Raw genomic sequence first — 25093 nt, forward strand, 5'->3', positions numbered from 1 at the left:
CTTCGCCTTATCTTCCTATTTCTGCGTTGAATGGCCTCACAAGGGAACAAGCATTCCATCATCCATTCGCCTTGAATAAGTTGCCAAAAAACAGACTGAGTCGATCACTTTCTTATACTGATTAGTATCATTCCATCTTTAACATCGAGCAGTGTAAATATGTTGCACATAACAAGTCGCGTAGGTGGATTGATTAGAGTTTAAAACGTGCTAATAGCCCTTTTAATGTGACGCCTAGGCCTGCAAGATCCTCTGCAGAATGCGCGGTTTCCTCAGCACCTTCTGCTGTTTGCTCTGCAATATCACGAACCCTGATCACGCTCTTATTGATATCTTCGGCTACAGAGCTTTGTTGTTCAGATGCTGCCGCGATTTGGTGGGTCATATCCTGAATTCGGCTAACTGCAGCAGCAATATCTACTAGCATAACCCCAGCCTCTTGTGATAATGAGACGGCATCGTCGCTCAAAGTGCGGCTCTTTGTCATCATTTGCACTGACTCTAAGGTTCCTTTTTGTAGATTGATTATTATTTTTTCAATCTCTTCGGTAGAAGATTGGGTACGACTTGCAAGACTTCTTACCTCATCAGCCACCACTGCAAATCCACGTCCAGCTTCGCCCGCTCTTGCCGCTTCAATCGCAGCATTCAATGCTAGTAAGTTAGTTTGTTCTGCGACTGATTTAATGACATGGAGTACCGAGCCAATACTGTCACTCTCAGATTGTAATCGTTCCATAGCCTGTGCCGTTGATGTGATCTCTTGAGCTAATAATTCGATTTGGCTCACGGCTTCTACGACTTTTCTGTTGCCAGTTGCGGTAATGTCATCGGCTTCTTTTGCCGCAAGTGCTGCATTTTCAGCGCTGGCTGAAACCTCTTGTACCGTTGCGGCCATCTCATTAATGGCTGCAGCGACTTGATCTGTTTCACTGCGTTGATTTTGCATTCCAGAACTATTTTGTACCGTCACAGCTGATAGTTGATCCGCTGATGATGTGAGCTGTACGACACTGTCGTCAATTTGAGTGAGTACTTGTTTTAGGGTGTTGTTCATTCCACCCATTGCACGCAATAACTCGCCCATTTCATCTTTGCGAACGGAATCAATATCGCTACTTAGGTCGCCTGAGGCAATCGCTTTTGCGATTGATAAGCTCTGTTTTAAGGGATCGACAATCTGTGCACTAATCATCCAGGAAAGGAACGGTCCAACTAAAAAGGCTATGATAACGATAGTGATGACGACTGATTTTGAGCGGTTGTCTGCCTGTTCACGCTTAATTTTTTGCTCGTCAACTATTGCGGTAATCTTGGCCATTAATGTTTGAGCTACTTTTGTTAGGGATTTCCCTGCGTCATCGATATTACGGTTGACCTCGACTAAGGCGTCAATATCATGATCGTAACGCTGTAGTATTTGAATGGCTGCCGCAGTATCTTCGCCTTTTAACGTCGCGACTTCTTGCAGTAAAGAGGCCATCGCATCTTTGGCTGTTGTCAGGTTTTTATCGTTGGCAGCATAAACATAACCACGGACATGGTAGCGCAACATGGTCATCTGCTGACTTATACTGAAGGCTTCGTGTAGTAGCGCAGTATTTTGGGTTTCCTGTGCTTTCTCAGTCATCCGCTCGACTAAGCTGGCATAGGTGGAGACCAATTTTACCCCAACTTGTGCTCCGCTAACATTGAGGCTTAACTTCTTGCTAAATGCCAGCTCAAATTGGTGGATTGCTTTGTTGTAATCTTCAATAGCGACCAGTGAGTCTTGTAAGTGTTGACGCTCATTGGCCTCATTGGCCTCATTGGCCTCGTCGAGATGCTGCTGGATGAGACGTTTAGATTTTTCGATCAGGCCGTGTAGAGTATCTAATAGAGCGGGATCACCCTTGGTCATGTATTCCTGACGAGTTGCCTTAGCGTTGAGCAGTATTTTGTCTAGCTGGGTTATCGACTCTAACTTTTTAGTGCTTGATTCTATCGAGATGAGACCTTGATATCCCATCGCTGCGACAATTAAGATCAGCAATAATAGCGTTCCAAAGCCTAATTTCAGCTTATTGACCACAGATATATTGCTAAGCAGGCGACGTAAGCCTTCCATCATTCGGACCTCATTTCTGATTGTTTAATCAGTTAACTAATGTTGCGGGGGATGGTAACGAATTTTGAAGTGTTGTTTTTTGATGTAGTTAACTAAATTACAAGATACTTAATACGTATTATATTTTGTTGTTATTCATTGTTATTTATTGTTATTTATTGTTGTTTATTGTTATTTATTGTTATTTATTGTTGCTTGTTGTTTGGGTTGTTTGGGCATGAAAGTTGGTGCGATGTAAGTTGCTATGGCGGGTTTATGAGTTAGCCGTGCTGTTTGCTGCACTGTTTTAGTCAGTATCTGAGCGAACATCGTTTTGTTTCAATTTGTTAACAATACTTGCTTTCATTTTGAGCACTTTTCGTTGTACTCTGGGAAGCAATCAATTAAGTGTGGCGAAGATCACCTAAAATAACGATAAAAATGACGAGGTTTGAATGGAAGGAATTACTGAATTTGTCAGTATGATCAACGGATTTGTATGGGGTACCCCCATGCTCATGATGATCTTAGGTGTGGGACTCTTTCTTTCTTTTGGCTTGCGGTTAATGCCGATTCTTAAACTGGGGACAGGCTTTAAGCTGCTCTGGTCGGGACGCATTCCCGATAAAGATAAACAGATGAAAGGGGAGATCAGCCCTTTTAATGCCTTAATGACTTCACTCTCGGCCACTATTGGTACGGGTAATATCGCTGGGGTGGCAACCGCTATCTTCATCGGTGGCCCAGGTGCCCTGTTTTGGATGTGGTGTACCGCCTTGGTGGGTATGGCGACTAAATTTTCTGAGGCCGTGCTGGCGGTGAAATACCGTGAAGTTGACGATAATGGTAATCATATCGGTGGCCCCATGTACTACATCAAGAATGGTCTTGGTAGTAAGTGGGCCTGGTTGGGAACGGCCTTCGCGCTGTTTGGTTCATTCGCAGGTTTCGGTATCGGCAATACGGTACAGGCCAACTCGGTAGCCGATGCCCTAAGAAGTAATTTTGATGTGCCAACTTGGGTCACAGGTGTGGTACTTATGGTGCTGGTGGGCGCCGTTTTGATGGGGGGAATCAAGCGTATCGCCGATGTGGCAGGAAAATTGGTGCCGCTGATGACAGTATTCTATATCGCCGCAGGGCTGTCGGTGATTGTGGTTAATGCCGCTGGTATTCCCGATGCGATAGCGCTCATTGTTCATAGTGCCTTTAATCCTGTGGCTGCTCAGGGCGGCTTTGCTGGTGCAGCTGTTTGGGCGGCGGTGCGCTTTGGTGTGGCTCGCGGCGTATTCTCTAACGAGGCGGGTCTGGGGAGTGCGCCCATTGCCCATGCGGCGGCGCAGACCAATAACCCGGTCGCTCAGGGGTTAGTGGCCATGCTAGGGACCTTCATCGATACCCTGGTGGTGTGTACCATTACCGGCCTGGCGATAGTGGTCTCCGGTGCTTGGACTTCTGGTGAGAATGGCGCTGCACTGACCTCCTATGCTTTCTCGCATGCTTTACCTATGGGTAATTATATTGTGGCTATCGCCCTCTCTATTTTTGCCTTTACCACTATCTTGGGCTGGAGCGTCTATAGCGAGAAGTGTGTACAGTATCTGTTTGGTGTGCGAGCGGTGAAGCCGTTTAGAGCAATCTGGGTTTTAGTCGTCCCGTTAGGGGCTGTCAGTTCACTCGACTTTATCTGGCTGCTTGCCGATACCTTGAATGCCATGATGGCGATCCCTAACTTGATCGCTTTGGCACTGCTTAGCCCAGTAGTCTTCGGGTTAACCCGTGAGTACTTTATCAAGAAGCGTCAGCAAGAGGCCGAGGCTAAGAGTTAATCGCTAAGAGTTAAACTTGATACATGACAAAAAGCGCCCTTGGGCGCTTTTTTGTGTTGCGAACTCTGTCGCTAGTGAAAATGCTAGTCGAAGTGCTTGGTGAAGCATAACGAGGTGATTAGGATGCCGACCAAGGGGAAACCGATCAACCAGAGGGCATTAAATGGCATGTCGCTCTGGGCACCACCGCGCAGCAAATAGATTGAGCTGCATGAAGCTTGGCGCCATGCCATCGCTGGTGAGAGGTTGCGGTGAAGTTCAGTAGAAGTCGCCTCCCATGGCTCGTTTTAGTGCTGCTTCTTCGAGTCGCTCTTCCAAGCGGCGTTTAACTTCGCGTCTGTGTTGTAATTCGCAGGCGGCTTTAGGGTTCTTAGGTGCTGTGATCGCTTCGATTTCAGCATCATTCGGAATAACATCGAGTAACTGAGCCATAGTGAAATCCTCATCAAATAAAGTGCTTGAGCATTCATTTGGTGCTACTTAGCACTGATTCGCTGTAACATAAAGTCAACTGGTATTAGCTTTTGGTCTCTTAAGGTGCCATCTGAATTCAGAGCACATTAGCGAGCGCTAATGAGAAAGGTAGCAGGGGATTTTGTTTTTTTGTTTGATCGAGTTAACACAATTGTATTTGTCGGTATTTATGATAAAAAGGTGCTTTTTAGGCGGGAAGTGTAGTTTAAGTTTTTGTTTTTTTGTATTTGTTTTAGATGAAGGGTGAGTTGCCAGCTAATTTAGTGGCAACCCATGTAAATGTGGATCACAAATCGAAACTATAGCTATAGCTTACGAGTACTTTCGGATCGTCTTCATCAAGGTCGGTATCGCTGACCATGAATGAGAAGGTGCCAAATTCGCTTTCTTTATCTAGTGACACTGAATAGTCCGAATAGTCATCTGCGTCGAACCAAGCATTCACCACGTCGCCGCTTGAGTAACCATAATGGACATTTAGCGACAGGCTCTCTGATACCGGGAAGCTGATGCCTGCATTGATATATTGGAGATCTTTTTCATCATAGGGATCTGAGGCGACATCGCTATCGGCATTAACGACATGGGAATAGGAGAGACTCAACCATTTCCAGCTTATGCCCACGGAAATTTCGCCAAAGTCTATGCTCGAATCACTGTCGGGATAGGCGTAGTAGAGGTAGCCGATATCATAACCAAAGTCCTCGCCAACACTGCCAGCATAGCCACCGTAGAAATCGATCTCATAGGTGGTGTCGTCGCCAAAATCGACATTAGAGGCCCAAGTGCCTAGGTAAAAGCCGCTGTCATGTTCGTAATCAATACCGCCTTGAACTGCAGCTGAATCATTAGTTTGCGTTACGCCTCTCCATAAATAGTTAGAAGTCACACCTGCATTGCCAGTGACACTAGCGCTGGCTGGTAAGGCAATCATCATTGTTCCCGCAAGGATGCTAAGGGTTCGAAGTGCTCGTTTCATACTCATTCCTTTTTATTAGTCTATAGGAGCGGCCTAGCGCTATGGTTGTAAGTATTGTTAGGCTGCAAATAAGCTAAAGCGAAGAGTGTGCCAATTGTTTAAGCGTTTTAATTCAATAGTTTAAAAAGATTCGCACTGAATTGGTAATGGACGTTGATTAATAATGAGGCAATATTGCACATTTTTGGTGCATAAAAAACCTCCAATAAGGAGGTTTTTTAATAGGTTAAAGCAGTTTTTAGTTAACGCTGTCTTTTAGCGTTTTACCAGCTTTAAACTTAGGTACAGTCGCTGCAGGGATCTGGATCTCTTTACCTGTTTGTGGATTGCGACCTGTACGAGCTGCACGGTTTGTCGTTTCAAAAGAACCAAAACCGACAATAGAGATTTTCTCGCCGTTCTTCATCGCTTCCGCTACAGTTTCTTCGAATGATTTTAATGCACGTGCAGCTTCTGCTTTAGTGAGTTCAGCGCTTTCTGCTATTTTTGCAACAAGTTCAGTTTTATTCATTTGGATAGTCTCTTCTTTCCGTAGATTTAGTAATATCAATTACATTAGGTACTTGCAATTGCTGAACTTAACATGCCACAAGCACCTCTATAAGGAAAGCGGTTTTATGCCGATAAATGAGGTTTGAGCCAAATTTTGCAAAAATGTTAATCGTCGAGCAATGAGTACAGCAATTGTTTGACCAATTGCGGCTCAAAAGGCTTGTCACATAGAGCATTAACGCCTGCTTGGGAAACATTGCTCAAATGAGCATCATTGGCTTCTGATGACACCATTAAGATTGGAATGTGCGATTGTTGGCTATGATGGCGAATAAATTGAGTTAGTGCTAATCCATCAGCATTTGGCATATTGTAATCGGTGATCACTAAGTCATACATATTGTTCTTCATTAATTCTATCGCTTCAGCACCATCGGTGGCTTCAGTGATCAGTTTTAATCCTAAATTAGTAATAGTACGTCTGATGATGTTGCGTGCCATCTTGCTATCATCAACCACTAATACTCGGATGTTATGAACATCAAAATGTTCTAAGTCCAGTTCATCATTACTGAGTAGATCAATTGTTGCATTCAGGGCTTTACCTAGATGTTCTGATGAGAAAGGTTTAGGTAAAATTGCAACAACACCAGATTGGCGATAGATCTCCAGTTGTTCTCGGCGACACTCACTAGAGACCAACATGAATTGAATGTCACAGAAGGCTTCTGTTTCTTTTATCGTTTTTAGCAGTTCTAGGGCTGTACCATCTTCGAAATGCATTGCGCTGGCAATCAAATCAGGATGATGGCGGGTCATAAGTACTAAAGCTTCACTTAGATTACTTGCCGTCTGGATGTTACTTATTCCTTCTTGGCTTAAGCGATTGGAAATAATTTTACGTTGCGTATCTGATGGCTCGACCAGAAGAATAGATAGTTCACTCGGAGATAGGCTGCCCATAGTCACGGCTCTCGGCTTATTAGTTTGGATGGTAAAACTAGCTTAATATTAACACGTTAGCAATAAATAAGGCGTTGATCTTGAGGTGTCAGTCTTGTGGTGGATTTAAGTATTGTTTGGTTGATGGCGAGAATGCGACCCACCACTGAAACGATAACAAAATCAATACTACCGCAGCAATGGCGGGAATTGGAATATTCTGGCCATTAAATACGACTTTAACGTCCTCAGGTGTAATTTGATAAGCGATGACCGCTGTTGCTGCAAGTGCGGTGAACCCAAGAGTCTGAATCCCAATATAAATTTTAAGCACCAGACTTGCCCAAGCGGTTCTCATCAATAAGCCTATTAATACTGGGATCACACCCGCAGTAAATAGATCTAAGCTTTGAATTTCGAAGGTCCGCCACAGGGCAAGGACAGTGCCTACTATATATAAACAGATTAGTATGATTAGCGCTACGCTGGGTCGATTCATGGATAATGTCGGTAACAAATTTGCTAGCGAGTGTAGAAAAAACAGTACTATTAGTCCAATTTTTTACTGTGTTAGGCAATGCCTAGCTGCTGATAAGTGCTTCTTAGGTTAATATGATGACGATTTTTTATGGTCGAGAGTAATATGACAGAAAAAGAATTTTGGCTATTGGTAACCCGAGAGACGGCCGATCAAGATCAATACAGCCTAGCTGATAATTTAAAGCAAGGCTTGAATGAACTTAGTAATGAAGAGTTGGCGGCTTTTGATAAGTATTTTTCCCAGCAGATGCGCAAAGCATACCTTTGGTCGTTATGGGGCGCAGCCTATGTTGTGACTGGTTGTGATAGCGAATATGAATTTGCCGAGTTTCGTTGTTTTTTAATCTCATTAGGACAAGAGTGGTTTGAGAAGGTGTTGGTCGATCCCGATGCGTTAGGGTTATTGCCTCAATGGCCAGAGAAAGATGGCTATGCCTATCCCTTTGTCGATGAATATGATCTGATCGCGGGTCAACTATTTGAAGAGAGAACGGGAGATGAGCTGCCATTTGTGCCATCGGGTCAAGCAAGCCCACAAGGGAAAAAGTTTTCTCATAAAAAGAAACAGCTTAAAGCTAGCTATCCTCTGTTGAGCCAGCGTTTTCCATATTAGCCTTACTAAGGCTCGATGTTAAAAAGCGGACACTTGGTCCGCTTTTTATTAATGGGTTTCTATTCGTAGCAGACTTGAAAGTCGTTATCATACTGCCTGTCGTACTCGTCACAGGCCGTTTCCATAAAATGTTCTTCAGCTTGTTCCACCAGCGCATCAAGATTGGCTTGAATATCATTGATGATTTGCATTTCACTCGCTTGTTGATGCTGTTCGAGTATTGCAAAATGTTGTTTAACAGCAGTTTCTTCTGAAGGCGTTAGTTCGTTGGACTGTACCTCAGCTGAGATCGCGAAACCAAGGAATATTGCTGCAATGAGCGCCGTCTTGCCGGAAAAAATCACTCGGGTTGTGTTAAGGAAGTTGCTCATAATACTTGCTCCAATTACATTCAATTAGACCGACTATCAGGAACCGTTTGCTTCAATTTGATCTGGTGGGGTTGTCAAATTGAGGGTGTCATCCTCAGGGTCACTCATTCGATATCTATTATTTACACTAATATTTAAACTATGCTGGTGCATTAAATCTTAGTGCGCCCAGCCGAGTTAACTTGATACCTATGTTAATGATTGGATGCTGAATCTAGGCTGAATGAAAAATAATCAGTAGGGCGGTGATATTTGCTATCGCGATTAATGAGTTATGTTTAGTTATTTTGCATCGTTTCACATTGATAACCTTGGCGACTGGAGTCAAATCGACAACGAAGGCCACATTCCCAAACAACATTGCCAAATTCGCTAGCTTGTTGCTCTGCGAATAACTTGCAGCTTGGATAATCATCAAAATCGTCGGTTTTTTTATAACGACCAGAATCGTAGCCATGAGCGTAGACGAAAGCGGACCAGGTCTCTGGTTCCTGAGTTTTCTGATCTTGGTTTATTGATATTATCGCCGCGGAGACGATTAACAAGAGTACAATGAAAAATAGGAATGGCTGATATTGTTTCATAATGGATCTGATCTGTGAAAGTGCTATTAGTTTACCTTAAGTCAATTTCAAATCGATACAAAATGAAGCAAGTTTGAGGTATGACGCAATAGCCTTGTTGACTTCTGGTTTCACGGGATTGAATACTAACACCGTGGTTATTGTTTTTGCATTAAGCTCATATTCAGGTTAGCTTTTGTACAGTAATGTGGTTTATATACGTACGGCCGAGCACAACATTTTCAGCCTAAAGGAGGCTAATATGAAATTTAAAACTCTACTGATAGTGGGGGCATTAGTTTCCCTTAATGTTAACGCAGAGGAAGCCAAAGAAGATCCTGTTACCGAGGATGGAGTGGTCAAAATTACTTGGCAAGGTGCAGATAAATTTCGTGATGTTAAGGCGACCAGCGATATTCAATCACGCTATGAGTTACGTACCTTCGAAACTCTCACTAAGAATTTGAACAAAACCGCAACTAAGAGCTTTCAATCTAATCAAAAACTGGAAATGGTGGTGACTAATGTCGATTTGGCGGGAGATGTTAGGCCTACCTTTGGCGCGACCTCCAATGATATTCGAGTCGTTAAGGATATCTATCCACCGAGCCTAACTTTCAGTTACAAGGTGCTTGAAGATGATAAGGTTATCGTTGCTGGAGATGAAAAACTCCGTGATATAGGCTTTATGCAAACCGTTGGCGTTATTAACGACAAGCCTCTGAGATATGAGACTAGAATGTTAGATGAGTGGCTTAAAAAGAGTGTCATTCCAAAGCTCTAAGCACTTTTTAACGGAGGATAGATAACGGTTTGTTCATCCGTGTTGATTTTAAACAGGCTAAAAGCATTATCTGCTTCCTTAGCCTGTTTCTTTGCCGCCGCACTATAAGCCGATAAAACTTGTTCGTTGCATCCCATAGTCACTTCTGGCGGCAGTAAGCCTACACACAAGCTAATCAATGGATGTTCTCGCATTATGCCGTGTCTGTCTTCTGTTACTATTTTTTGGGCTTGCCAATGCGGCTCATTGTAAAATAAGTGCTTATTAAGATTGAATAAATTTAGTACATCAAAACACTGCTGTATGATGTTCTTTTCTGTGCTAATGATCACAAAGTCATCACCACCAATATGACCAACAAAATTATCTCCGCATAACTGTAGTTGCAGTAATTTTGCGACTGATTGAATGACTTCATCTCCGCGACAAAACCCATAGATATCGTTGTATGGCTTAAAATAACAAAGATCAAAATAAGCTAAATAGAAAGGACGATTTTGCTGTCTAAGTCGTTGTAGTTCTTCTTGGATAGGAATGTTTCCGGGGAGACCCGTTAGGGGGTTGGCGTGGCGAGCGATTTTAATTCGTTGCTCAGTGATCTGCTGCAGTAGATCTTTGGTATAGCCTATGCCCAAAAATTGCTTGTTGCGCATGATGATAAACTGCTGTGCGACGCAACCGTGATCCGCTGATGTCAGTAATTGACTCACTTTAGAGATAGGATCGCTAGCTTCGACTATCAACATATTGGAGTTCATGACCGAAGCAACGGGGCGGTTTTCATGTAGAGCACGGCCATAGGGCGTGCTAAATAGCTCCATAAGCTGAGCTCTATCAACAATGGCCACAGGTTGCTGCTTATCCACAATCGCAATAGCTTGTAGAGAGTGTTGAATCATAAATAGCTCGCTAAGAACCTTTAGTTTTGTCTCGGGTGGTAAAGAGATCGCCTGAGTTGTCAAACTCTCTGCCGATTCTGCATATCTGACTTGAGAATGGAATGATTCATGTTGGTTGTCATGCTTGAATACCTGATTTGGTTGGCTCTTGGGATAACCTAAAAGATAACCTTGGCAATAAACAATACCGAGTTGCCTTAATAGGGCAAGTTCATTTTCTGTTTCTATACCTTCAGCTATGACTTTGCACGTCAGGCTTTGGCATAAGTCGATAATTGAACGGACGAACTCTTGTTTAACTGGGGATTTGTCGATTTGATGAATGAAATGACGGTCTATTTTGACATAGTCTGGTGCGAGTTCTGACCAGAGTCTCAGACCTGAATAACCCGTCCCTAGGTCATCGATTGCGGTTAAAAAACCTTGGCTACGGTAGTGGTTTAAACAGCTTTTTAGTAGGTCAATATCATCGGCGGGATACTGTTCAGAGAGTTCGATAACAACTTGGTTTGGCGATAGTCCTAACTCTTGCACTAAACTCAGGGTCAATCCTTTGGCATGGCTAGGTTCTAGCAAGGCTTTGGGGGATATATTGATAAACAACTTTCCAGGCAGCTGGCGGACATCGAACTCTTGTATCGAATGGCGACGACATATCTCTTCTAATTCGGATAATCGTCCTTCATGAACAGCTGTTTGAAATAGTGGAACGGGCGAAAATAGCGCGCTATGCTCAGGGCCTCGACTCAGGGCTTCAAAACCGTGGATTGTTTGCGTCGTGATATTAAATATTGGCTGAAATAGTATCTGGATTTTTTCATTTTGGATGATCTTATCCAGCGCACCGCTTAGATCAATTGCCGTCATGGTGAATCGCCTTACTGACTAGAGTAGGGCGATTCTATGACTAGCCTATGACAGCTATATGACATTCACCATTAAGATGAATTATTTTGTTTGTGCCTTAAATGCTTGCAAGGTTTGCAGTAATACACCGAGTTTTCGAACATATTTTTCTAGTGCGGGCGCTAATGTTTCCGCTTCGATTGGCAGTAACGTCATCTCATTGGCGAGTTCCTGAACATAAGGGCCAAAACGATTGCTACGCGCATTAAATCCTTCATCTTGGGTGAAGATGGTGCTGAACTTACCATGACCCGCTTTTTGTAATTCATCGAGCTTAGCATCGGCATCGATAGCCTGACGGTAAGCGACTTGTAAATTTTCTTTCAGTTGCTCTATTAGTTGACTATGTGGCATAACTGCCTCTTATTGAAAAATTTAGCCGAATTATAAGGGGCAAGCTTGATGGCAACAAGTCGACCGCGATTATTAACCATAGGGATGTTACTGCTGACAGGGATATTGTCACTCAATGTGCTGGCAGCTCCTGAAGATAAACCTCCTTTTTATAAAATCAGTTATTTAGGCAAACAGGCCTACTTGTTGGGCTCAGTCCATGTTGGGGTGGCTGACTTTTACCCCATGGCGCCTCAGATTGAGGCAGCGTTTGTTGAGGCGGGCGCCTTGGCGGTTGAGGCGGATACCAGCAAGGCTGATGTCATGGGACTTATTCGCCAATATGGGCTGACTCAGGTGACGGCCGATACTAAGACTCAAGCGCGGGTGCAGCGCTTTTGTCAAAACCGCGCAGAGCTTTGCAATCAGCTGCAACCCTATTCGCCCTGGATGCAGGCGATGCAGCTGAGCGTGATGCGCTTTTCGGCGCTGGGATATCAGGCGCAGTGGGGTGTCGATCAGGTGTTACTGGGTAAGAATGGGGTGCGCCCAGTTATAGAACTGGAAAGTACAGAGTTTCAATTTCAGCTGATGGCGTCTTTTAATGCCAACACTCAGTGGGAGATGGTGCTTGATGCGATCGACGCGCCGGACGATGAGATGCAGCAGTTGATTAAGGCTTGGCGCGGTGGTGATGAAGCCGCTTTGGATGACTTGATGCAAGAACAGATGTTACACGATGGCGATCAAGCGCTTATCGATAAGATGCTCTGGCAACGTAACGAGCAGATGACGACCAAGATCCTGTCACTGATGACGAATCAGACCACGCCGTCACCCTTGTTTGTGGTGGTGGGAGCTGGTCATGTGGTGGGTGATAAGGGGATTCCTGCCAAATTTTCCCGTATTGAGGGCGTAAAGGTGCAAAACTGTTGGCAGCAAGACTGTAAGTAGGGCTAATAGGAAACTCAGTCGCTGAGTCTGTGGTTGGCTATACTGTTAAGCAAGATTACCTTAAGCCGAGTTGTCGCTGAACGCTTTCAGCTGACGCTCAAGGATGCATGGAGGCAAGATGCAGGCTGAAGCGACCCTTCTCCCAGTACGCCCAGAGTTTCAGGCGATCACCCGCCAATGGGATACGCGTCATGACGCCGTGGTGGCCCGTGTCGATCCCGGCAGTTTCTACGTCACCGCCCACGATGAGTTAATCTTTACTCGTTTGGGGTCCTGTGTGGCCGCCTGTATCTGGGATCCTTTGTTGGGAATTGGCGGTTTAAACCACTTTCTGCTGCCGGAGCGTCAACTGCATGAAGATTGGCATCAGCTCACCAGTTATAGTTGTCGCTATGGTAACTGGGCGATGGAGCAGTTGATCAACAACATATTGAACTTGGGAGGGATGCGTAACCGACTGAAAGCCAAAGTGTTTGGCGGCGCGCAGATGACACAGACCAGTGTGCTCAACGTCGGTGAATCTAATATCAGCTTCGTTAAAAATTACCTCATGACAGAGGCGATAGAGATAGTGAGTGAAGATCTCGGTGGACCTTGGCCGCGTAAGGTGTTGTTTCACCCCAACAGCGGCAAGGTCAAGTTGATGCGCCTGTCACCAGATCGCATCACTCAGATGATGTCACAAGAGAAGCATTATCTTAAGCAAATTGTTGCTCAGCAAGACGTTCATCCTGTTGAATTGTTCGACTAAATTTCACTACGCCATTTCGTCATGAAATGAACATAACGTCCGAATGCGATATAAGGCGGCAACTGAGAATATTTAAGCTCCATTTCTATTAACTGATTAAAGTCAAAGTTAGGTGGTTGGTTGATTTTTAGATAATCATGGATCACCCGCACGCCAGACTCTGAGACTAACTCCATTTTCCAGTTACTGACCCAGTTTTTGACATCGTGAATATAAAGCGGATGAGTCGGGGTTAGTCCCACTTTCTTTTTAACCCTAAAGTCGGCTGCGACATAGTCGAAGTTACCCGAAATTAAACTGTGAAAGCGCATCGCTTCCTTGTTATAGAACATCAAGGAAAATAGCCCCGTTGGTTTGACTAGTTTGGTGAGTGCGGACAAGGTGTTTTCGGCATCACTTAACCATTCGGCCACCGCATGACACATCACCAGATCAAATTGACCATGCTGCTCAACATTTAGCGCTTGGATCGGAGCGTGGAGTAATTCGATCTCAAGTTGATGTTGGTTTTCGGTTTCATAGTCATTAATTTGTGATTTGGCGATCGCAAGCATTTCGGCAGAGATATCACACAAGGTTACCTTATGCCCAAGTTTTGCCAGCTTCTGTGTAAAAAAACCAAACCCACCTCCAGCATCCAAAATATGGAGTTTTTGATCGTCAAAATAAGACAAAGCTTGGCTTAGATCGCGCCATAGAACGGCCGAACGCACCTCACCTTTAGGGGTTCCATAGATGTTTTTTGCAAATTTATTGGCGAGTTGATCAAAATTTTTGTCTTGCACTGGGGCGCTACCAATTGACGGGAAAAAATAAGGAAAATATATGCGCTATTTTGCCACACTCAAACTGGCTAAGCACCTTGTGATGTAAGATTTAGATGTTAATGCAGATTTTAGGGTATAATCCCGGGCTTGAAAATTTTTAGACGATGTAAATATTGAAGGGTTTATATAGCGTGGATAAAGAAATTTGTGTTGAATTGAAAGCGATGCCGTCGCTGTTGTCGCTTTATCGCAAGATCTTTTTTGGCCGTAAACCCGGTTGGGATCAGCAACCTTTGCCTCATATTCGTGTCACCTGTCCAGAGGTAAATGTTGGCGCCGAAAAGGTGCATCAGTACGCTAAAGTATGTGGGTTTGAGTTTGATGGTAAAGCATTACCAATGACTTATCTTTATGTGATGGCGTTTAGGTTACATGCGACTATTTTTACCCATCAGGCCCTCACGTTTCCACTGCTTGGGATGATTCACCTCAAAAACAGTATCACCCAATATCGTCAGGTTGGGCTAAGTGAGTCTTTCTATCTCGAATGTGGATTGACTAGCAGCCAGATGACCGACTCGGGGCTTGAGTTTACCTTAGTCTCTAAGGCGTTTGTTGGCGATGAGTTGGTGTGGGAGTCATTGTCCACTTACCTTTATCGTATCGAGAACGCTGGCCGTCGAGTCCGCCCACCTAAAGCGAGCGCGATGAATTGGAATGATCCTGTGATTTGGGAGTTAAGTGAAGATTTAGGCCGCCGCTATGCTAAGGCATCGGGTGACTATAATCTGATTCATTTACATCCAGTGTTGTCTAAGCGATTTGGTTTTGACCGAGTACTCGCTCATGGCATGTGGTCGAAAGCCCGCAGTATTGCGCAGCTCATGCCACATATTGGTGATAGGCCTTGTACCGTTGACGTCACATTTAAGTTGCCATTATTGATGCCTGCTCAAGTGAGTTTTGGCGTTGATACTGAGCATGAATTAGGACTGACCTTCGAGCTTAGAGATATCAAAGGGCGACGTCCTCATTTGAGCGGTAACGTAACATTCCTCGATTAGTTGTTGCGGGTAATGTTTTATCTGCCTTTAAAAGCCAGCAAAAATGCTGGCTTTTTTGAGCTTTGGTGATGTGGATTATCTGTATTCTAGGTCTATGGCACGCTGTGGCCAGTAGAGGCTTGCCAGATGCTGAACCACTCCTGTTTATCTAATACGATCTGTTTTGATGTAACGGCAGCACTGATGCGGTCGAGATTTCCGCTACCTATGATAGGTTTTGGCTGGCTCGGCAGGGCAAGTACCCACGCGTAGATAATCTGGCTGATATCGTCGGTATCATGTGCTTTGGCTATTTGAGTGAGCGTCTCACGCAGCCGAATGGCCTGGGCTGAAGAGCCTGTAAATATTCCTCCGCCGCCAAGACAAGACCACGCCATGGGGGGGCAGCGATATTGTTGGCAATGATCTAACGTACCATCATGCAATGCCGACAACTGCATCGGCGAGATCTCCAGTTGGTTTGTTACCAGAGGGCGTTCCAGCCTAGACTGCAACAGGTCGAATTGGGATGGCGTAAAATTGGATACCCCAAAATGTTTAACCTTGCCCGTTTGGTAAAGTTGCTCAAATGCTTGCGCTACTTCATCGGCGTTCATTAGCGGATCGGGCCTGTGGATCAACAGCAGGTCTATCTCCTCGACCTGCAGGGCGCGCAGTGAGTTGTCGACGCTCGAGAGGATATGCTGGTAGCTGGTGTCATAGTAATTGATGTAGCGATCGGGCGTCGAGGCAAAGGCGGGCTTGATACCGCACTTGGTGACGATCTGCATCTGTTGCCTTAGTGAAGGTTTGAGGGCCAGGGCACGGCCAAACAGGTTTTCACAGCTGTATTCGCCATAGATGTCGGCGTGATCCATGCAGGTCACACCTAGGCTGAGGTAGTGTTCAATCAGTGCCAGGGTCTGTTGTGGCGATTGCTGCCAGCTATCGAGACGCCAAAAACCGGCGATAAAGGGGGAAAGTGTAAAGCTTTGCTGACTCATCAGAGGCTCCGTTTGGATTAATTTTTTCTATTAATAATTATTTTATTGATTTAGATTCATAAATCCTTAATTAATGCTGACAGTGGCAATGAATCTGTTTGTTGCGAGCACTATTTGCTTTATATTCGCTGCAGCTCGCTTTTTCCTCTCTTATTTATTGTAGGAACCTATATGCTGACTGACATCGAAATCTCACGCCAAGCCAGCTTACAACCCATAGAAAATATCGCCCAGGCTTTCGGGATCTTGCCCAATGAATTAACCCCTTACGGCAAGACTAAGGCCAAGGTCGATCTGACCATCACCGACAGAATCAAAGATAACAAACAAGGTAAGTTAGTGATAGTCACCGCGGTCACGCCGACCCCTTTTGGTGAAGGTAAAACCGTAACCAGTATCGGCCTTACTCAAGGCCTCCAAGCCATAGGTAAGAAAAGCTGTGCCTGTATTAGGCAGCCGAGTATGGGGCCTGTATTTGGCATTAAAGGTGGTGCGGCTGGTGGCGGATTCGCGCAAGTGGTGCCAATGGAGTCGTTAAACCTGCACCTCACTGGAGATATTCATGCCGTTACTAGCGCTCATAATCTTGCTGCGGCAGCAATAGATGCGCGTTTGTATCATGAACAACGTTTGCGCGCTGAGGAGTTTAGTGCTCAATCAGGTTTGACGCCGCTTAATATCGATCCCGATAACATATTGTGGCGCAGAGTTGTCGATCAAAATGAGCGTAGCTTACGTAAAATCTCAATCGGTTTAGGTGACAATAACGGTCCTGTACATGAAAGCGGATTTGATATCAGCGCTGCATCAGAGTTGATGGCTATTTTAGCGTTAAGCCATGATCTGCAGGATATGCGTCAAAGAATAGGACGTATAGTATTAGCGCAAAATCTTGACGGTGATTATATTACTGCCGAAGATTTATGCGTTGCGGGTGCGATGACAGCCATCATGAGTGATGCTATCGCGCCGACATTAATGCAAACCTTAAGCGGAGCTCCTTGTTTAATTCATGCTGGACCGTTTGCCAATATCGCCCATGGAAACTCTTCAATCATTGCCGATGATATCGCCTTGAAGCTGGCAGATATCGTGGTGACCGAGGGGGGCTTTGGCTCCGACATGGGCTTTGAGAAGTTTTGTAATATCAAGGCGCGTCAGTCGGGCAAGGCGCCGGACGCTGCCGTATTGGTGGTGACCATTAAGGCGCTAAAGTCACACGTCAGTGACGAAAGCTTAAGCGAGATGGATAAGCTTGCTGCCGGTTATGCCAACCTCAGCTGGCATATCGCCAATGTGAGTAAGTATGGTTTACCTGTCGTGGTGGCAATCAACCGATTTGCCGACGATACAGAGCAAGAGCTTAACTGGTTAAGGGAGCGCGCGCTGCAAGAGGGTGTGTTTGCCTGTGAGATCTGTGAGGCCTTTGCTCAAGGTGCCGAGGGCGCTGTGGACTTGGCACATGCGGTCGTGCGCGCCACCGAGCAGCCCAATCATTTCCATCATCTCTATGATACGGATCAGTCCATTGAAGCCAAGTTGCTGACCATTGCCGAGGCCGGTTATGGTGCCAGTGGCATTCATTTATCCGATAAGGCCAAGTCGCAGCTGGTTCAGTTGCAGCACCAAGGCTATGGCAAGCTGGCGCTTTGTATTGCCAAGACGCCTATGTCGGTTAGCCATGATCCTAAACTTAAGGGCGCGCCGCAAGGCTTTGAGTTGCCCATCACTGAACTTAAATTGAATGCCGGCGCCGGGTTTATCACGGCGTTAGTGGGTAAGGTAATGACTATGCCTGGTTTGGGGATCCGTCCCGGCTATCTGAATATCGATATCGATGAGCGCGGTGAGATAACCGGTCTGGCTTGATTTGGACAATCGAGTAAAAAAAGCGCCTGCATTGCAGGCGCTTTTGGTGTTATTTGTCTGTCTGATAGATATGGACATCTCGCTGTGGGAATGGAATCGAGATCTTTTCTTGATCGAAGCGCATTTTCACTTCGCGAGTTACATCCCAGTAAACATCCCAATAATCTTCCGGTTTCACCCAAGGGCGCACCACAAAGTCCACCGAGGACTCGCCAAGCAGGTGTAACTTCACCGTTGGCTCAGGCTGCTTGAGTACTTTAGGATGCTTATCCACTATGCCACGCAGCACAGTTTCGGCCTTCTCTATGTCATCGCCATAACCAATACCAAATGTCATATCGACACGGCGTTGGTGCTCTACAGTGATGTTATTGATGGTGTCGCCCCAAATTTTATTGTTTGGAATAATAAGGCGCTGATTATCTAAGGTTTTGATAGTGGTTGATACCAAGCTCATCTGGCTAACCCTACCCGTCACGCCGGCGGCATTAATGAGATCGCCGACATCATAGGGGCGGTAGATTAAGATCATCATACCGGAAGCAAAATTAGATAAGGTATCTTGCAAGGCAAAACCAATGATGACACCAGCCACACCAAAACCAGCTAGCAGTGGGCCTAACTCGAAACCGAGTTGAGATAGTGCGATCATTAATCCAAGGGCGAAAACGATTTTCCCTGAAAGAGATATAAAAAAGTCTTGGAGCAAGTGACTGAATTTAAGTTTAGAGTTACTGACCGTTTTCTTGATGATACGCTGCACCGCTTTACCCGCTAAGCTGGCTAAAAAGAGGATAAGCACAAAGATAAATACCTTAAACATCATACCTGGGCCATTGTCTATGGCTTGGTTTTTCGCGGTATCCCACCACTGCTCTAGCAGATTACTTGCTACATCAATATTGAGCACATCTTGGGTGATATCTCCCGAGATACTGAATAAAGTTTGTTTGAGGGACGAGGTATCTTGTTCTAGTTTATCAAGCAAATCAATCGCAACAGATAAACTGGCGCTGGTAAGCGATATCCGTTCTTTTAACTTGGTAATGAGTGTTGTTTGCTCGCTAGTGACATCTTTACCTGCAGTCGCAGCATCATCTACCGCATTTTTTAACTTATCTTGAGTGAAATGCACCAAGCTATTTAGCATATCAGAGCGGGCTAGCAGATTATCCGTTAGCTTTGCTTTAATGACGGTAACATCTTCACCTAAGGTTTCTAGCCAAGTAAGGGTTTCGTATTTAGCGCGTAAGATATCATCACGTTCTCTTTCTCTATTTACTAGACTAAACATGATATTTAAGTCGTCATTTTTACCTAGCTTGGCTTTAAATACCTCAATATCCTGCGCATAGTAGTCACCGACCTGATTAATAAAGGCGAAGTGCTCTTTCACTAAAGGAAGCAATGCTGTTTTATCTAAATCTTTATCAGACATGAGCGCTTTTAGCTTGTTATGGAACTGGTTAGCATGCTCTTTGATACGATATTCAATAAATTGCTTCATTTCGCCGTTAGTGCTAGATAGCTTCTTCATATCCTTGTTAATAGAGCTTTCTAACTGTTGCAACTCTACTATGGGGGAAGCAATAGTGGTTTCGGGCGTCAGAGGTTCAGCGTTAACGAGGTTAACACTGATACTAAATAGGGTGATATACACTATTAATAGTGTGCGCAACATATGTGTAATCCTTTGAAATGTTATGGGGTGAATCATAATCGCTCTTATTGAAGCTGTAAAATGACAACTGCGAATTTATAGCGCTATCTGGTAAACTGCCCACTCAATCATTAGAGAATATTATCGTGCTGTGTACACATTGTAGTAAAACGTTTGCCGCTGATAGCGTCAAAAATCAAAGGGGGCGTGGGTTAAATGCACAGATCCAGTGCCCACATTGCAGTGCATGGTTGGGAAGAAATCCGATACTCACTCGGATGAAAATGGTGGGCTTTTATTTAGGATGCGCGGCGCTTGCTTATGGATATTTCTCGCCATCACTACGCCATATCACCACGCCAGTGGCGATATTTGCCATTATGGCCTTACTGGTTAGTCACATGATGGACCACCTTAAGGTGATGGAAGCGCCTGAAGTTGAGCCTGTGGATGATAGCGAACATCGTAAGAAATATCGCTAAGAGACAAGGTGAGAGAGACGTGGTGAGCTGTGTGCTCACCATTTGGTCGGTATTAATCGATAACTTGAACTTGAGCTTCTAGTGCCGCTTCTACATAGTAGATACCACCCAAGACAGCGAGGAAGAAAACGGTTGTCCAAAATATCATCTTGAAATTTTCGCGGAAAAATTCTTTCATACTGTTTGTTTCCTTGCGCCTAGTTCGTTGAAATCATGCTGTATTAGATTTCATATAATGGATTAATTCTAGCCACTATTACTTAAGTCAGACTTAATTGCAGGTGGCTATTCAGTGATCCTGCTCATGCTTTGTTGATGCGCTAAGGTGCGTTATGTTTTGGTACATCAGTGTTAAATTTTGTTAAACCGTGATGTTGAGAGCGCTATTTGTCACTTGACTTCACCCCGTCAATCCATAAACTTGGTCAAAATTTCTGTCATCTTAGTTCGGAACTATGGCATCAGTAATGAAAAGATCAGCAACAGGAGTGGCAATATGGCTTAGTGCCATACTGTTTTGCTTATCTGTTGCTGCGCCTGCCCATAGCTTAGAACACTTCGATGACGGTGCTAAAACCCATTGCACCCTCTGTATTCAAAAAGTTCAGCTTAATAGTCTACTGCCTATTAGCGACTTCAGCTTTACTCTTCCGCAACTCGCTGTTGAATCCTATGTTGAACTCGTCACCTCAACATCGAGTGTTCATGTTAGCTATTTCCAAAGCCGCGCTCCTCCCAGTCGTTTGTAATACCACATCTAATTTATCGATTATTACCACTCTCTGTCTAATGACAGCAGAGGACTATACCTGTTTTTTGGAGATGTTATGCAAACCTTTAATTTCCGTGTATCTGCGGTAGCGGTGGCCTGTGCTTTTGTTTCAACTGTGACTCTTGCGCAAGATGCTACTTTGACCAATCCTGCGATAAGCGGCGTTTTAGATGGTTATTATCAAAACACTGAACGACCGATGGCAGAACGAGAAGAGGGGTTTGGCCTAGGGCATACCGAGCTTGCGTTAAGTGCCAATATTGACGATATGTTTTATGGCAAACTAACTGCAGTGGTAGAAACCCATGGCAGTGAAACTGAAGTCGGCTTGGAAGAGGCTTTTATTCAAACCTTAGCAATACCCGCTGGATTCTCTGTTCGTGCTGGACGTTTTTTATCGGATGTGGGTTATCTTAACAACCAACATGTTCATACTGATGCATTTACAGATAGACCTGCAGCCTATCGTGCCTTCCTAGGTAGCCATTATTTTGATGATGGTGTGCGCCTCGATTATGTTGCGCCAACGGATCTTTATTGGGCTATGGGTGTTGAAGCCTTTAAAGGCGAGAGTATGCGCGCCGAAGATGAACATGGTGAGCGTGATTTTAAAAGCCTTGGTGTCTATACCGCTTACACTAAATTAGGTGGTGACATTGGCGATAGTAGTTCTTGGATGTTGGGACTAAGCTATTTACGCAACGAGAATGGTCGACTGACGGCTCACGAAGAGCATGAAGATGAAGTTGTCGCCGAGGATGAGCATGAACATGATCATAGCCATGCGGCCATGTATACTGGCGAAAATACCTATATTGCTGATTTCGTCTATAAATGGGCACCCCGTGGAAACTATAAATATCAACACCTTACTGTGAGTGGTGAATATTTCAGAGTCACAGATTTCGCGCCGTTAGAGGAGCATGTCGCAGGTTTGGCAGAACCTCATGGAGCGGAGCATGCGCCTGATGACCAAACGGGCTGGTATGTTAGCTCTGTTTATCAATTTAGCCCAAACTGGTCGGCTGGATTACGCTATGGTCAGGTCGATACTCAGGAGTTACATGACGAGCATTTTGATAGTCAGAAGCTAAAAGAAACCGAAGTGAGCCTCGCATGGCACCACAGCCATTTCTCGACAGTGCGTTTACAGTACACGAATCAACAAGGCACGAACTTTGACGGCATCGAAGACGATAACGTCATTACTCTTCAATATGTTATGACTCTGGGGGCTCACGGTGCGCATCAATTCTAAATTTATTAAAGCCAGTTGCGCTGCTATTGCGTTAACGATGGCGAGTGGAGCACAAGCTAAATTAAACATTTTTGCCTGTGAGCCTGAATACGCAGCGTTAGCGAAGGAGTTAGCTCCCGATGCTAAAATTTATTCGGCAACGACAGCGATGCAAGATCCACATCAAGTGCAGGCGAGACCGAGTCTAATTGCTAAAATGCGTCAAGCAGATTTGGCCGTGTGTGCCGGTGCCGATCTTGAGGTGGGTTGGTTGCCTATGCTGCAAATGAAGTCGGCTAACGCTAAGGTGCGCTCAACCGAGAAGGGACTGTTTTTCGCCGCTGAGCATATTGATACGCTTGATAAGCTAGACAATGTCGACCGCAGCATGGGCGATGTGCATGCGAAGGGGAATCCCCATTTGCATTTCGATCCTGAGCGCTTACTCTTGGTAGCAAACGCACTAAGCAGTAAATTGGTGCAATTGGATCCCGATTCGAAAGCTGAATATGAAGCGGCGTTAGCCGATTTTTCAACACGTTGGAAAGCCGCTATATCTCAGTGGCAGGTCATGGCTGCACCGTTAAAGGGTAAAAAAGTAATCGGATATCATACGAGTTTTCGTTACCTGTATAACTGGTTAGGGATTGAGCAAGTAGGCGATCTTGAACCAAAGCCAGGCCTTCCGCCAAGCACTAGCCATCTAGCCGATTTACAGAATCGAGCTAAACAAGGTGATGTTATGGCGATCACTGTCGCGTCTTATCAGGATGAGCGTGGTGCCAATTGGCTTGGTGAACGTACACAATTGCCTGTGCAAGTGTTGCCTATGTCGGTCGGGGGAAATGATGATAGCCAAGATCTGTTTTCTCTTTACCAAAGTGTCATTACGTTATTGTTAAACCTTAATAAATAGTGATTCTCGATAGCGCCTGACTAAGCGTCAGGCGCTATCTTATTAAGCTATTAGGTACACATCATGTTTGATTTAGACCTGTTATCGATTTTGCTACCTGCTTTTGCTGCAGGAATATTGGTGCTATCGACCCATGTATTACTCGGCAGCCAAGTACTCAAGCGTGGCATTATCTTTATCGATTTGGCCATTGCACAAGTTGCAGCCTTAGGTGCCATCATAGCCCATACGAATCATGACATAGAGCATATTCCTTATGCCACAGTATGGATGCCTGCGTTATTTGCTTTAATGGGGGCAGGGTTTATTGCTTGGTTATCTAAGCGCATGTCCGATGAATTAGAAGCAATTATTGGTTGTTTCTATGTGTTATCTGCGGTGGCGGCAATGTTGATGCTATCCAATGATCCTCATGGCGCAGAGATGTTAAAGCAGTTAATGTCGGGGCAAATTTTGTGGGTAAATTGGTCACAATTGCTGTTTCCTGCCATTATTTCATTGTTGGTATTAGCCATTATTGCATTTAAACCGACACTGCTTGATGGTGTTGCTTTCTATCTGCTGTTTGCGTTAGTTATCACTTTGTCTGTTGAGTTAGTCGGTGTTTACTTAGTGTTTAGTTCGCTGATTTTACCTGCGTTAGCGGTCAACAAATATGCTGGTAAGGGGAAGTGGGGGCTGGCCTATATGGTGGGCTTTATCGGTTATGCTGTAGGACTCGTTTTATCGGCCACATTTGATCTGCCTAGCGGTGCGGCTATCGTTGCAACTCTTGCGTTGAGCACAGTGTTATTTCGTTTTCTTCTGCCGCTGCTTTTTAAGAAAAGTTCAGTTGGGAAGGTAGAGTTTAATTCGTAAATTCGATACAGAACATCATAAGCTTAGTGATAATAGGTTACTTGGATTCGAGTAGCCTATTTTTTTTATCTTAAAATTCGATTAGTTATGACAGTGACTACTGTACTAGGGGGGTAAAGATGAAGCCTAGGTTAAATCTTCAGACTACAGGTGTAAGTCGTTTTTGCTTACTGATATAATATCGCCACTGAAATCACAGGAGTAAGTTGTGCTGTTAATCCTCAGATCATTGATCTTGGCTATTATGTTGCTATTGGCATTTGTCTTTGGTGGGCTCTATTGTCTGCTTAGGCCTCGTCATCGTGATAACGTACATCTGTTTGCTAAAATATTTTCGTGGGCAGCGCCTGTGTTAGGGGTGAAAGTCGTACTGCGTAAAGCTAAATTTGAGACAACAGAGCCTTGTATCTATTTAGCGAATCATCAAAATAACTTTGATATGTTTACCCATACGGCAGCAGTGCCGAAGGGAACGGTGAGTTTGGGCAAAAAAAGCCTAGCGTGGATCCCATTTTTTGGGCAGATCTATTGGTTGTCGGGTAATATTCTTATTGACCGTAAAAATCGTAATCGAGCGTTTGAGACCATGGCGGAAACGGCTAAGAAGATCAAAGAGAAATGCCTGTCGATATGGATTTTCCCCGAGGGAACTCGTTCTCGAGGAAAAGGTTTATTGCCATTTAAATCGGGTGCATTTCATACGGCGATAGAAGCCGGTGTTGCTATGGTGCCTGTGCTAGCCTCAAATCAAGAACATATTAAGCTTAATCGTTGGAATAATGGCGTGGTGATCATTGAGATGATGGAACCCATAGAGACCAAAGGTTTGGCTAAAACACAAGTTAAAGAGCTTTCGACGCGCATCCATGCCATGATGTCGGAAAAGTTAGCCCAGTTAAACCATGAAGCCATGACGCTTATGGCGAAGAAAGCCGTTTAACTCATCATATTATAGATAAATTCGGAGTG

General features: G+C 44.6%; 27 protein-coding genes. 13 read left to right on the forward strand and 14 right to left on the reverse strand.

Features of this window, described 5'->3' with window-relative positions:
* Positions 1–193: 193 nt before the first annotated feature.
* Entirely contained in the window at positions 194–2110 is a 1917-nt protein-coding gene (locus K0I62_RS02245) for a methyl-accepting chemotaxis protein (protein ID WP_258405067.1), read from the reverse strand.
* A 431-nt stretch (positions 2111–2541) separates the two neighbouring features.
* Between K0I62_RS02245 and K0I62_RS02250 the strand changes: the two genes are divergently transcribed.
* Positions 2542–3915, forward strand: coding sequence for an alanine/glycine:cation symporter family protein (locus K0I62_RS02250; RefSeq protein ID WP_220069932.1), 1374 nt, complete (start codon positions 2542–2544; stop codon positions 3913–3915).
* Between the two features lie 258 nt (positions 3916–4173).
* Here K0I62_RS02250 and K0I62_RS02255 read toward each other — a convergent pair whose 3' ends face one another.
* The 5 genes from K0I62_RS02255 to K0I62_RS02275 all read right to left on the reverse strand — a co-directional run bounded on the left by K0I62_RS02255 (position 4174) and on the right by K0I62_RS02275 (position 7301).
* Entirely contained in the window at positions 4174–4347 is a 174-nt protein-coding gene (locus tag K0I62_RS02255) for a hypothetical protein (RefSeq protein WP_220069933.1), read from the reverse strand.
* A gap of 328 nt (positions 4348–4675) precedes the next feature.
* Positions 4676–5368 carry a TorF family putative porin gene (locus tag K0I62_RS02260; protein WP_220069934.1) on the reverse strand — a complete coding sequence of 231 codons (693 nt, stop codon included), beginning with the start codon at positions 5366–5368 and terminating at the stop codon, positions 4676–4678.
* A 238-nt stretch (positions 5369–5606) separates the two neighbouring features.
* On the reverse strand, positions 5607–5879 hold the full coding sequence (locus tag K0I62_RS02265; protein ID WP_220062872.1) for an HU family DNA-binding protein: 273 nt from the start codon (positions 5877–5879) through the stop codon (positions 5607–5609).
* A gap of 146 nt (positions 5880–6025) precedes the next feature.
* Positions 6026–6823, reverse strand: coding sequence for a response regulator (locus K0I62_RS02270; RefSeq protein ID WP_220069935.1), 798 nt, complete (start codon positions 6821–6823; stop codon positions 6026–6028).
* 88 nt (positions 6824–6911) lie between these two features.
* Positions 6912–7301 (reverse strand): hypothetical protein, encoded by a 390-nt coding sequence (locus K0I62_RS02275; protein ID WP_220069936.1) that lies wholly within the window; start codon positions 7299–7301, stop codon positions 6912–6914.
* 144 nt (positions 7302–7445) lie between these two features.
* Here K0I62_RS02275 and K0I62_RS02280 point away from each other — a divergent pair, with 144 nt between their 5' ends.
* Positions 7446–7955, forward strand: a complete 510-nt coding sequence (locus K0I62_RS02280) for a DUF4240 domain-containing protein (RefSeq protein WP_220069937.1) — start codon at positions 7446–7448, stop codon at positions 7953–7955.
* 59 nt (positions 7956–8014) lie between these two features.
* Here K0I62_RS02280 and K0I62_RS02285 read toward each other — a convergent pair whose 3' ends face one another.
* Both K0I62_RS02285 and K0I62_RS02290 read right to left on the reverse strand, forming a co-directional pair.
* Positions 8015–8326: a hypothetical protein gene (locus K0I62_RS02285; protein WP_220069938.1), complete on the reverse strand. Its 312-nt coding sequence runs from the start codon at positions 8324–8326 to the stop codon at positions 8015–8017.
* A gap of 278 nt (positions 8327–8604) precedes the next feature.
* On the reverse strand, positions 8605–8910 hold the full coding sequence (locus tag K0I62_RS02290) for a hypothetical protein (protein ID WP_220069939.1): 306 nt from the start codon (positions 8908–8910) through the stop codon (positions 8605–8607).
* Positions 8911–9151: 241 nt separating this feature from the next.
* On the opposite strand from K0I62_RS02290, the gene K0I62_RS02295 reads away from it, so the two are divergent.
* Entirely contained in the window at positions 9152–9673 is a 522-nt protein-coding gene (locus K0I62_RS02295) for a DUF3016 domain-containing protein (RefSeq protein ID WP_220069940.1), read from the forward strand.
* On the opposite strand, the gene K0I62_RS02300 is transcribed toward K0I62_RS02295, so the two are convergent.
* On the reverse strand, positions 9670–11439 hold the full coding sequence (locus tag K0I62_RS02300) for a GGDEF domain-containing protein (RefSeq protein ID WP_220069941.1): 1770 nt from the start codon (positions 11437–11439) through the stop codon (positions 9670–9672). The two genes, K0I62_RS02295 and K0I62_RS02300, sit on opposite strands and share 4 nt — an antisense overlap.
* A gap of 81 nt (positions 11440–11520) precedes the next feature.
* On the reverse strand, positions 11521–11832 hold the full coding sequence (locus tag K0I62_RS02305; RefSeq protein ID WP_220069942.1) for a prephenate dehydrogenase: 312 nt from the start codon (positions 11830–11832) through the stop codon (positions 11521–11523).
* 48 nt (positions 11833–11880) lie between these two features.
* Here K0I62_RS02305 and K0I62_RS02310 point away from each other — a divergent pair, with 48 nt between their 5' ends.
* Together K0I62_RS02310 and K0I62_RS02315 are read left to right on the forward strand one after the other, a co-directional pair.
* Positions 11881–12765 (forward strand): TraB/GumN family protein, encoded by an 885-nt coding sequence (locus tag K0I62_RS02310; RefSeq protein WP_220069943.1) that lies wholly within the window; start codon positions 11881–11883, stop codon positions 12763–12765.
* 118 nt (positions 12766–12883) lie between these two features.
* Positions 12884–13516, forward strand: coding sequence for a chemoreceptor glutamine deamidase CheD (locus K0I62_RS02315; protein ID WP_220069944.1), 633 nt, complete (start codon positions 12884–12886; stop codon positions 13514–13516).
* Here K0I62_RS02315 and K0I62_RS02320 read toward each other — a convergent pair.
* Complete coding sequence (locus K0I62_RS02320) at positions 13513–14301, reverse strand: methyltransferase (protein WP_220069945.1); 789 nt, start codon at positions 14299–14301, stop codon at positions 13513–13515. The genes K0I62_RS02315 and K0I62_RS02320 overlap by 4 nt on opposite strands.
* A 206-nt stretch (positions 14302–14507) precedes the next feature.
* Here K0I62_RS02320 and K0I62_RS02325 point away from each other — a divergent pair, with 206 nt between their 5' ends.
* The gene (locus tag K0I62_RS02325; protein ID WP_220071255.1) at positions 14508–15347 is read left to right on the forward strand and encodes a MaoC/PaaZ C-terminal domain-containing protein; all 840 of its coding nucleotides are present in this window, start codon (positions 14508–14510) and stop codon (positions 15345–15347) included.
* 92 nt (positions 15348–15439) lie between these two features.
* On the opposite strand, the gene K0I62_RS02330 is transcribed toward K0I62_RS02325, so the two are convergent.
* Positions 15440–16330 carry an aldo/keto reductase gene (locus K0I62_RS02330; protein ID WP_220069946.1) on the reverse strand — a complete coding sequence of 297 codons (891 nt, stop codon included), beginning with the start codon at positions 16328–16330 and terminating at the stop codon, positions 15440–15442.
* A gap of 171 nt (positions 16331–16501) precedes the next feature.
* Here K0I62_RS02330 and K0I62_RS02335 point away from each other — a divergent pair, with 171 nt between their 5' ends.
* The gene (locus K0I62_RS02335; protein ID WP_220069947.1) at positions 16502–18199 is read left to right on the forward strand and encodes a formate--tetrahydrofolate ligase; all 1698 of its coding nucleotides are present in this window, start codon (positions 16502–16504) and stop codon (positions 18197–18199) included.
* Positions 18200–18248: 49 nt separating this feature from the next.
* On the opposite strand, the gene K0I62_RS02340 is transcribed toward K0I62_RS02335, so the two are convergent.
* A complete protein-coding gene (locus K0I62_RS02340; RefSeq protein WP_220069948.1) occupies positions 18249–19880 on the reverse strand; it encodes a mechanosensitive ion channel family protein in 1632 nt (543 codons plus the stop codon).
* 125 nt (positions 19881–20005) lie between these two features.
* Between K0I62_RS02340 and K0I62_RS02345 the strand changes: the two genes are divergently transcribed.
* Entirely contained in the window at positions 20006–20341 is a 336-nt protein-coding gene (locus K0I62_RS02345; RefSeq protein WP_220069949.1) for a hypothetical protein, read from the forward strand.
* Between the two features lie 52 nt (positions 20342–20393).
* Here K0I62_RS02345 and K0I62_RS19180 read toward each other — a convergent pair whose 3' ends face one another.
* Positions 20394–20519: a hypothetical protein gene (locus K0I62_RS19180; protein WP_258405068.1), complete on the reverse strand. Its 126-nt coding sequence runs from the start codon at positions 20517–20519 to the stop codon at positions 20394–20396.
* Between the two features lie 289 nt (positions 20520–20808).
* Here K0I62_RS19180 and K0I62_RS02350 point away from each other — a divergent pair, with 289 nt between their 5' ends.
* The 5 genes from K0I62_RS02350 to K0I62_RS02370 all read left to right on the forward strand — a co-directional run bounded on the left by K0I62_RS02350 (position 20809) and on the right by K0I62_RS02370 (position 25064).
* Positions 20809–21090 carry an ABC-type zinc uptake system zinc chaperone gene (locus K0I62_RS02350; protein WP_220069950.1) on the forward strand — a complete coding sequence of 94 codons (282 nt, stop codon included), beginning with the start codon at positions 20809–20811 and terminating at the stop codon, positions 21088–21090.
* Positions 21091–21168: 78 nt separating this feature from the next.
* Positions 21169–22371 (forward strand): hypothetical protein, encoded by a 1203-nt coding sequence (locus K0I62_RS02355; protein ID WP_220069951.1) that lies wholly within the window; start codon positions 21169–21171, stop codon positions 22369–22371.
* A complete protein-coding gene (locus K0I62_RS02360) occupies positions 22355–23266 on the forward strand; it encodes a metal ABC transporter solute-binding protein, Zn/Mn family (RefSeq protein WP_220069952.1) in 912 nt (303 codons plus the stop codon). Before K0I62_RS02355 ends, K0I62_RS02360 begins: the two co-directional genes overlap by 17 nt.
* A 63-nt stretch (positions 23267–23329) precedes the next feature.
* Positions 23330–24124, forward strand: coding sequence for a metal ABC transporter permease (locus K0I62_RS02365; RefSeq protein ID WP_220069953.1), 795 nt, complete (start codon positions 23330–23332; stop codon positions 24122–24124).
* Positions 24125–24332: 208 nt separating this feature from the next.
* Entirely contained in the window at positions 24333–25064 is a 732-nt protein-coding gene (locus tag K0I62_RS02370) for a 1-acylglycerol-3-phosphate O-acyltransferase (protein ID WP_220069954.1), read from the forward strand.
* Positions 25065–25093: the final 29 nt, after the last annotated feature.

It is taken from the genome of Shewanella psychrotolerans (genome assembly GCF_019457595.1).
In the GTDB taxonomy this organism is placed as follows: Bacteria; Pseudomonadota; Gammaproteobacteria; order Enterobacterales; family Shewanellaceae; genus Shewanella; species Shewanella psychrotolerans.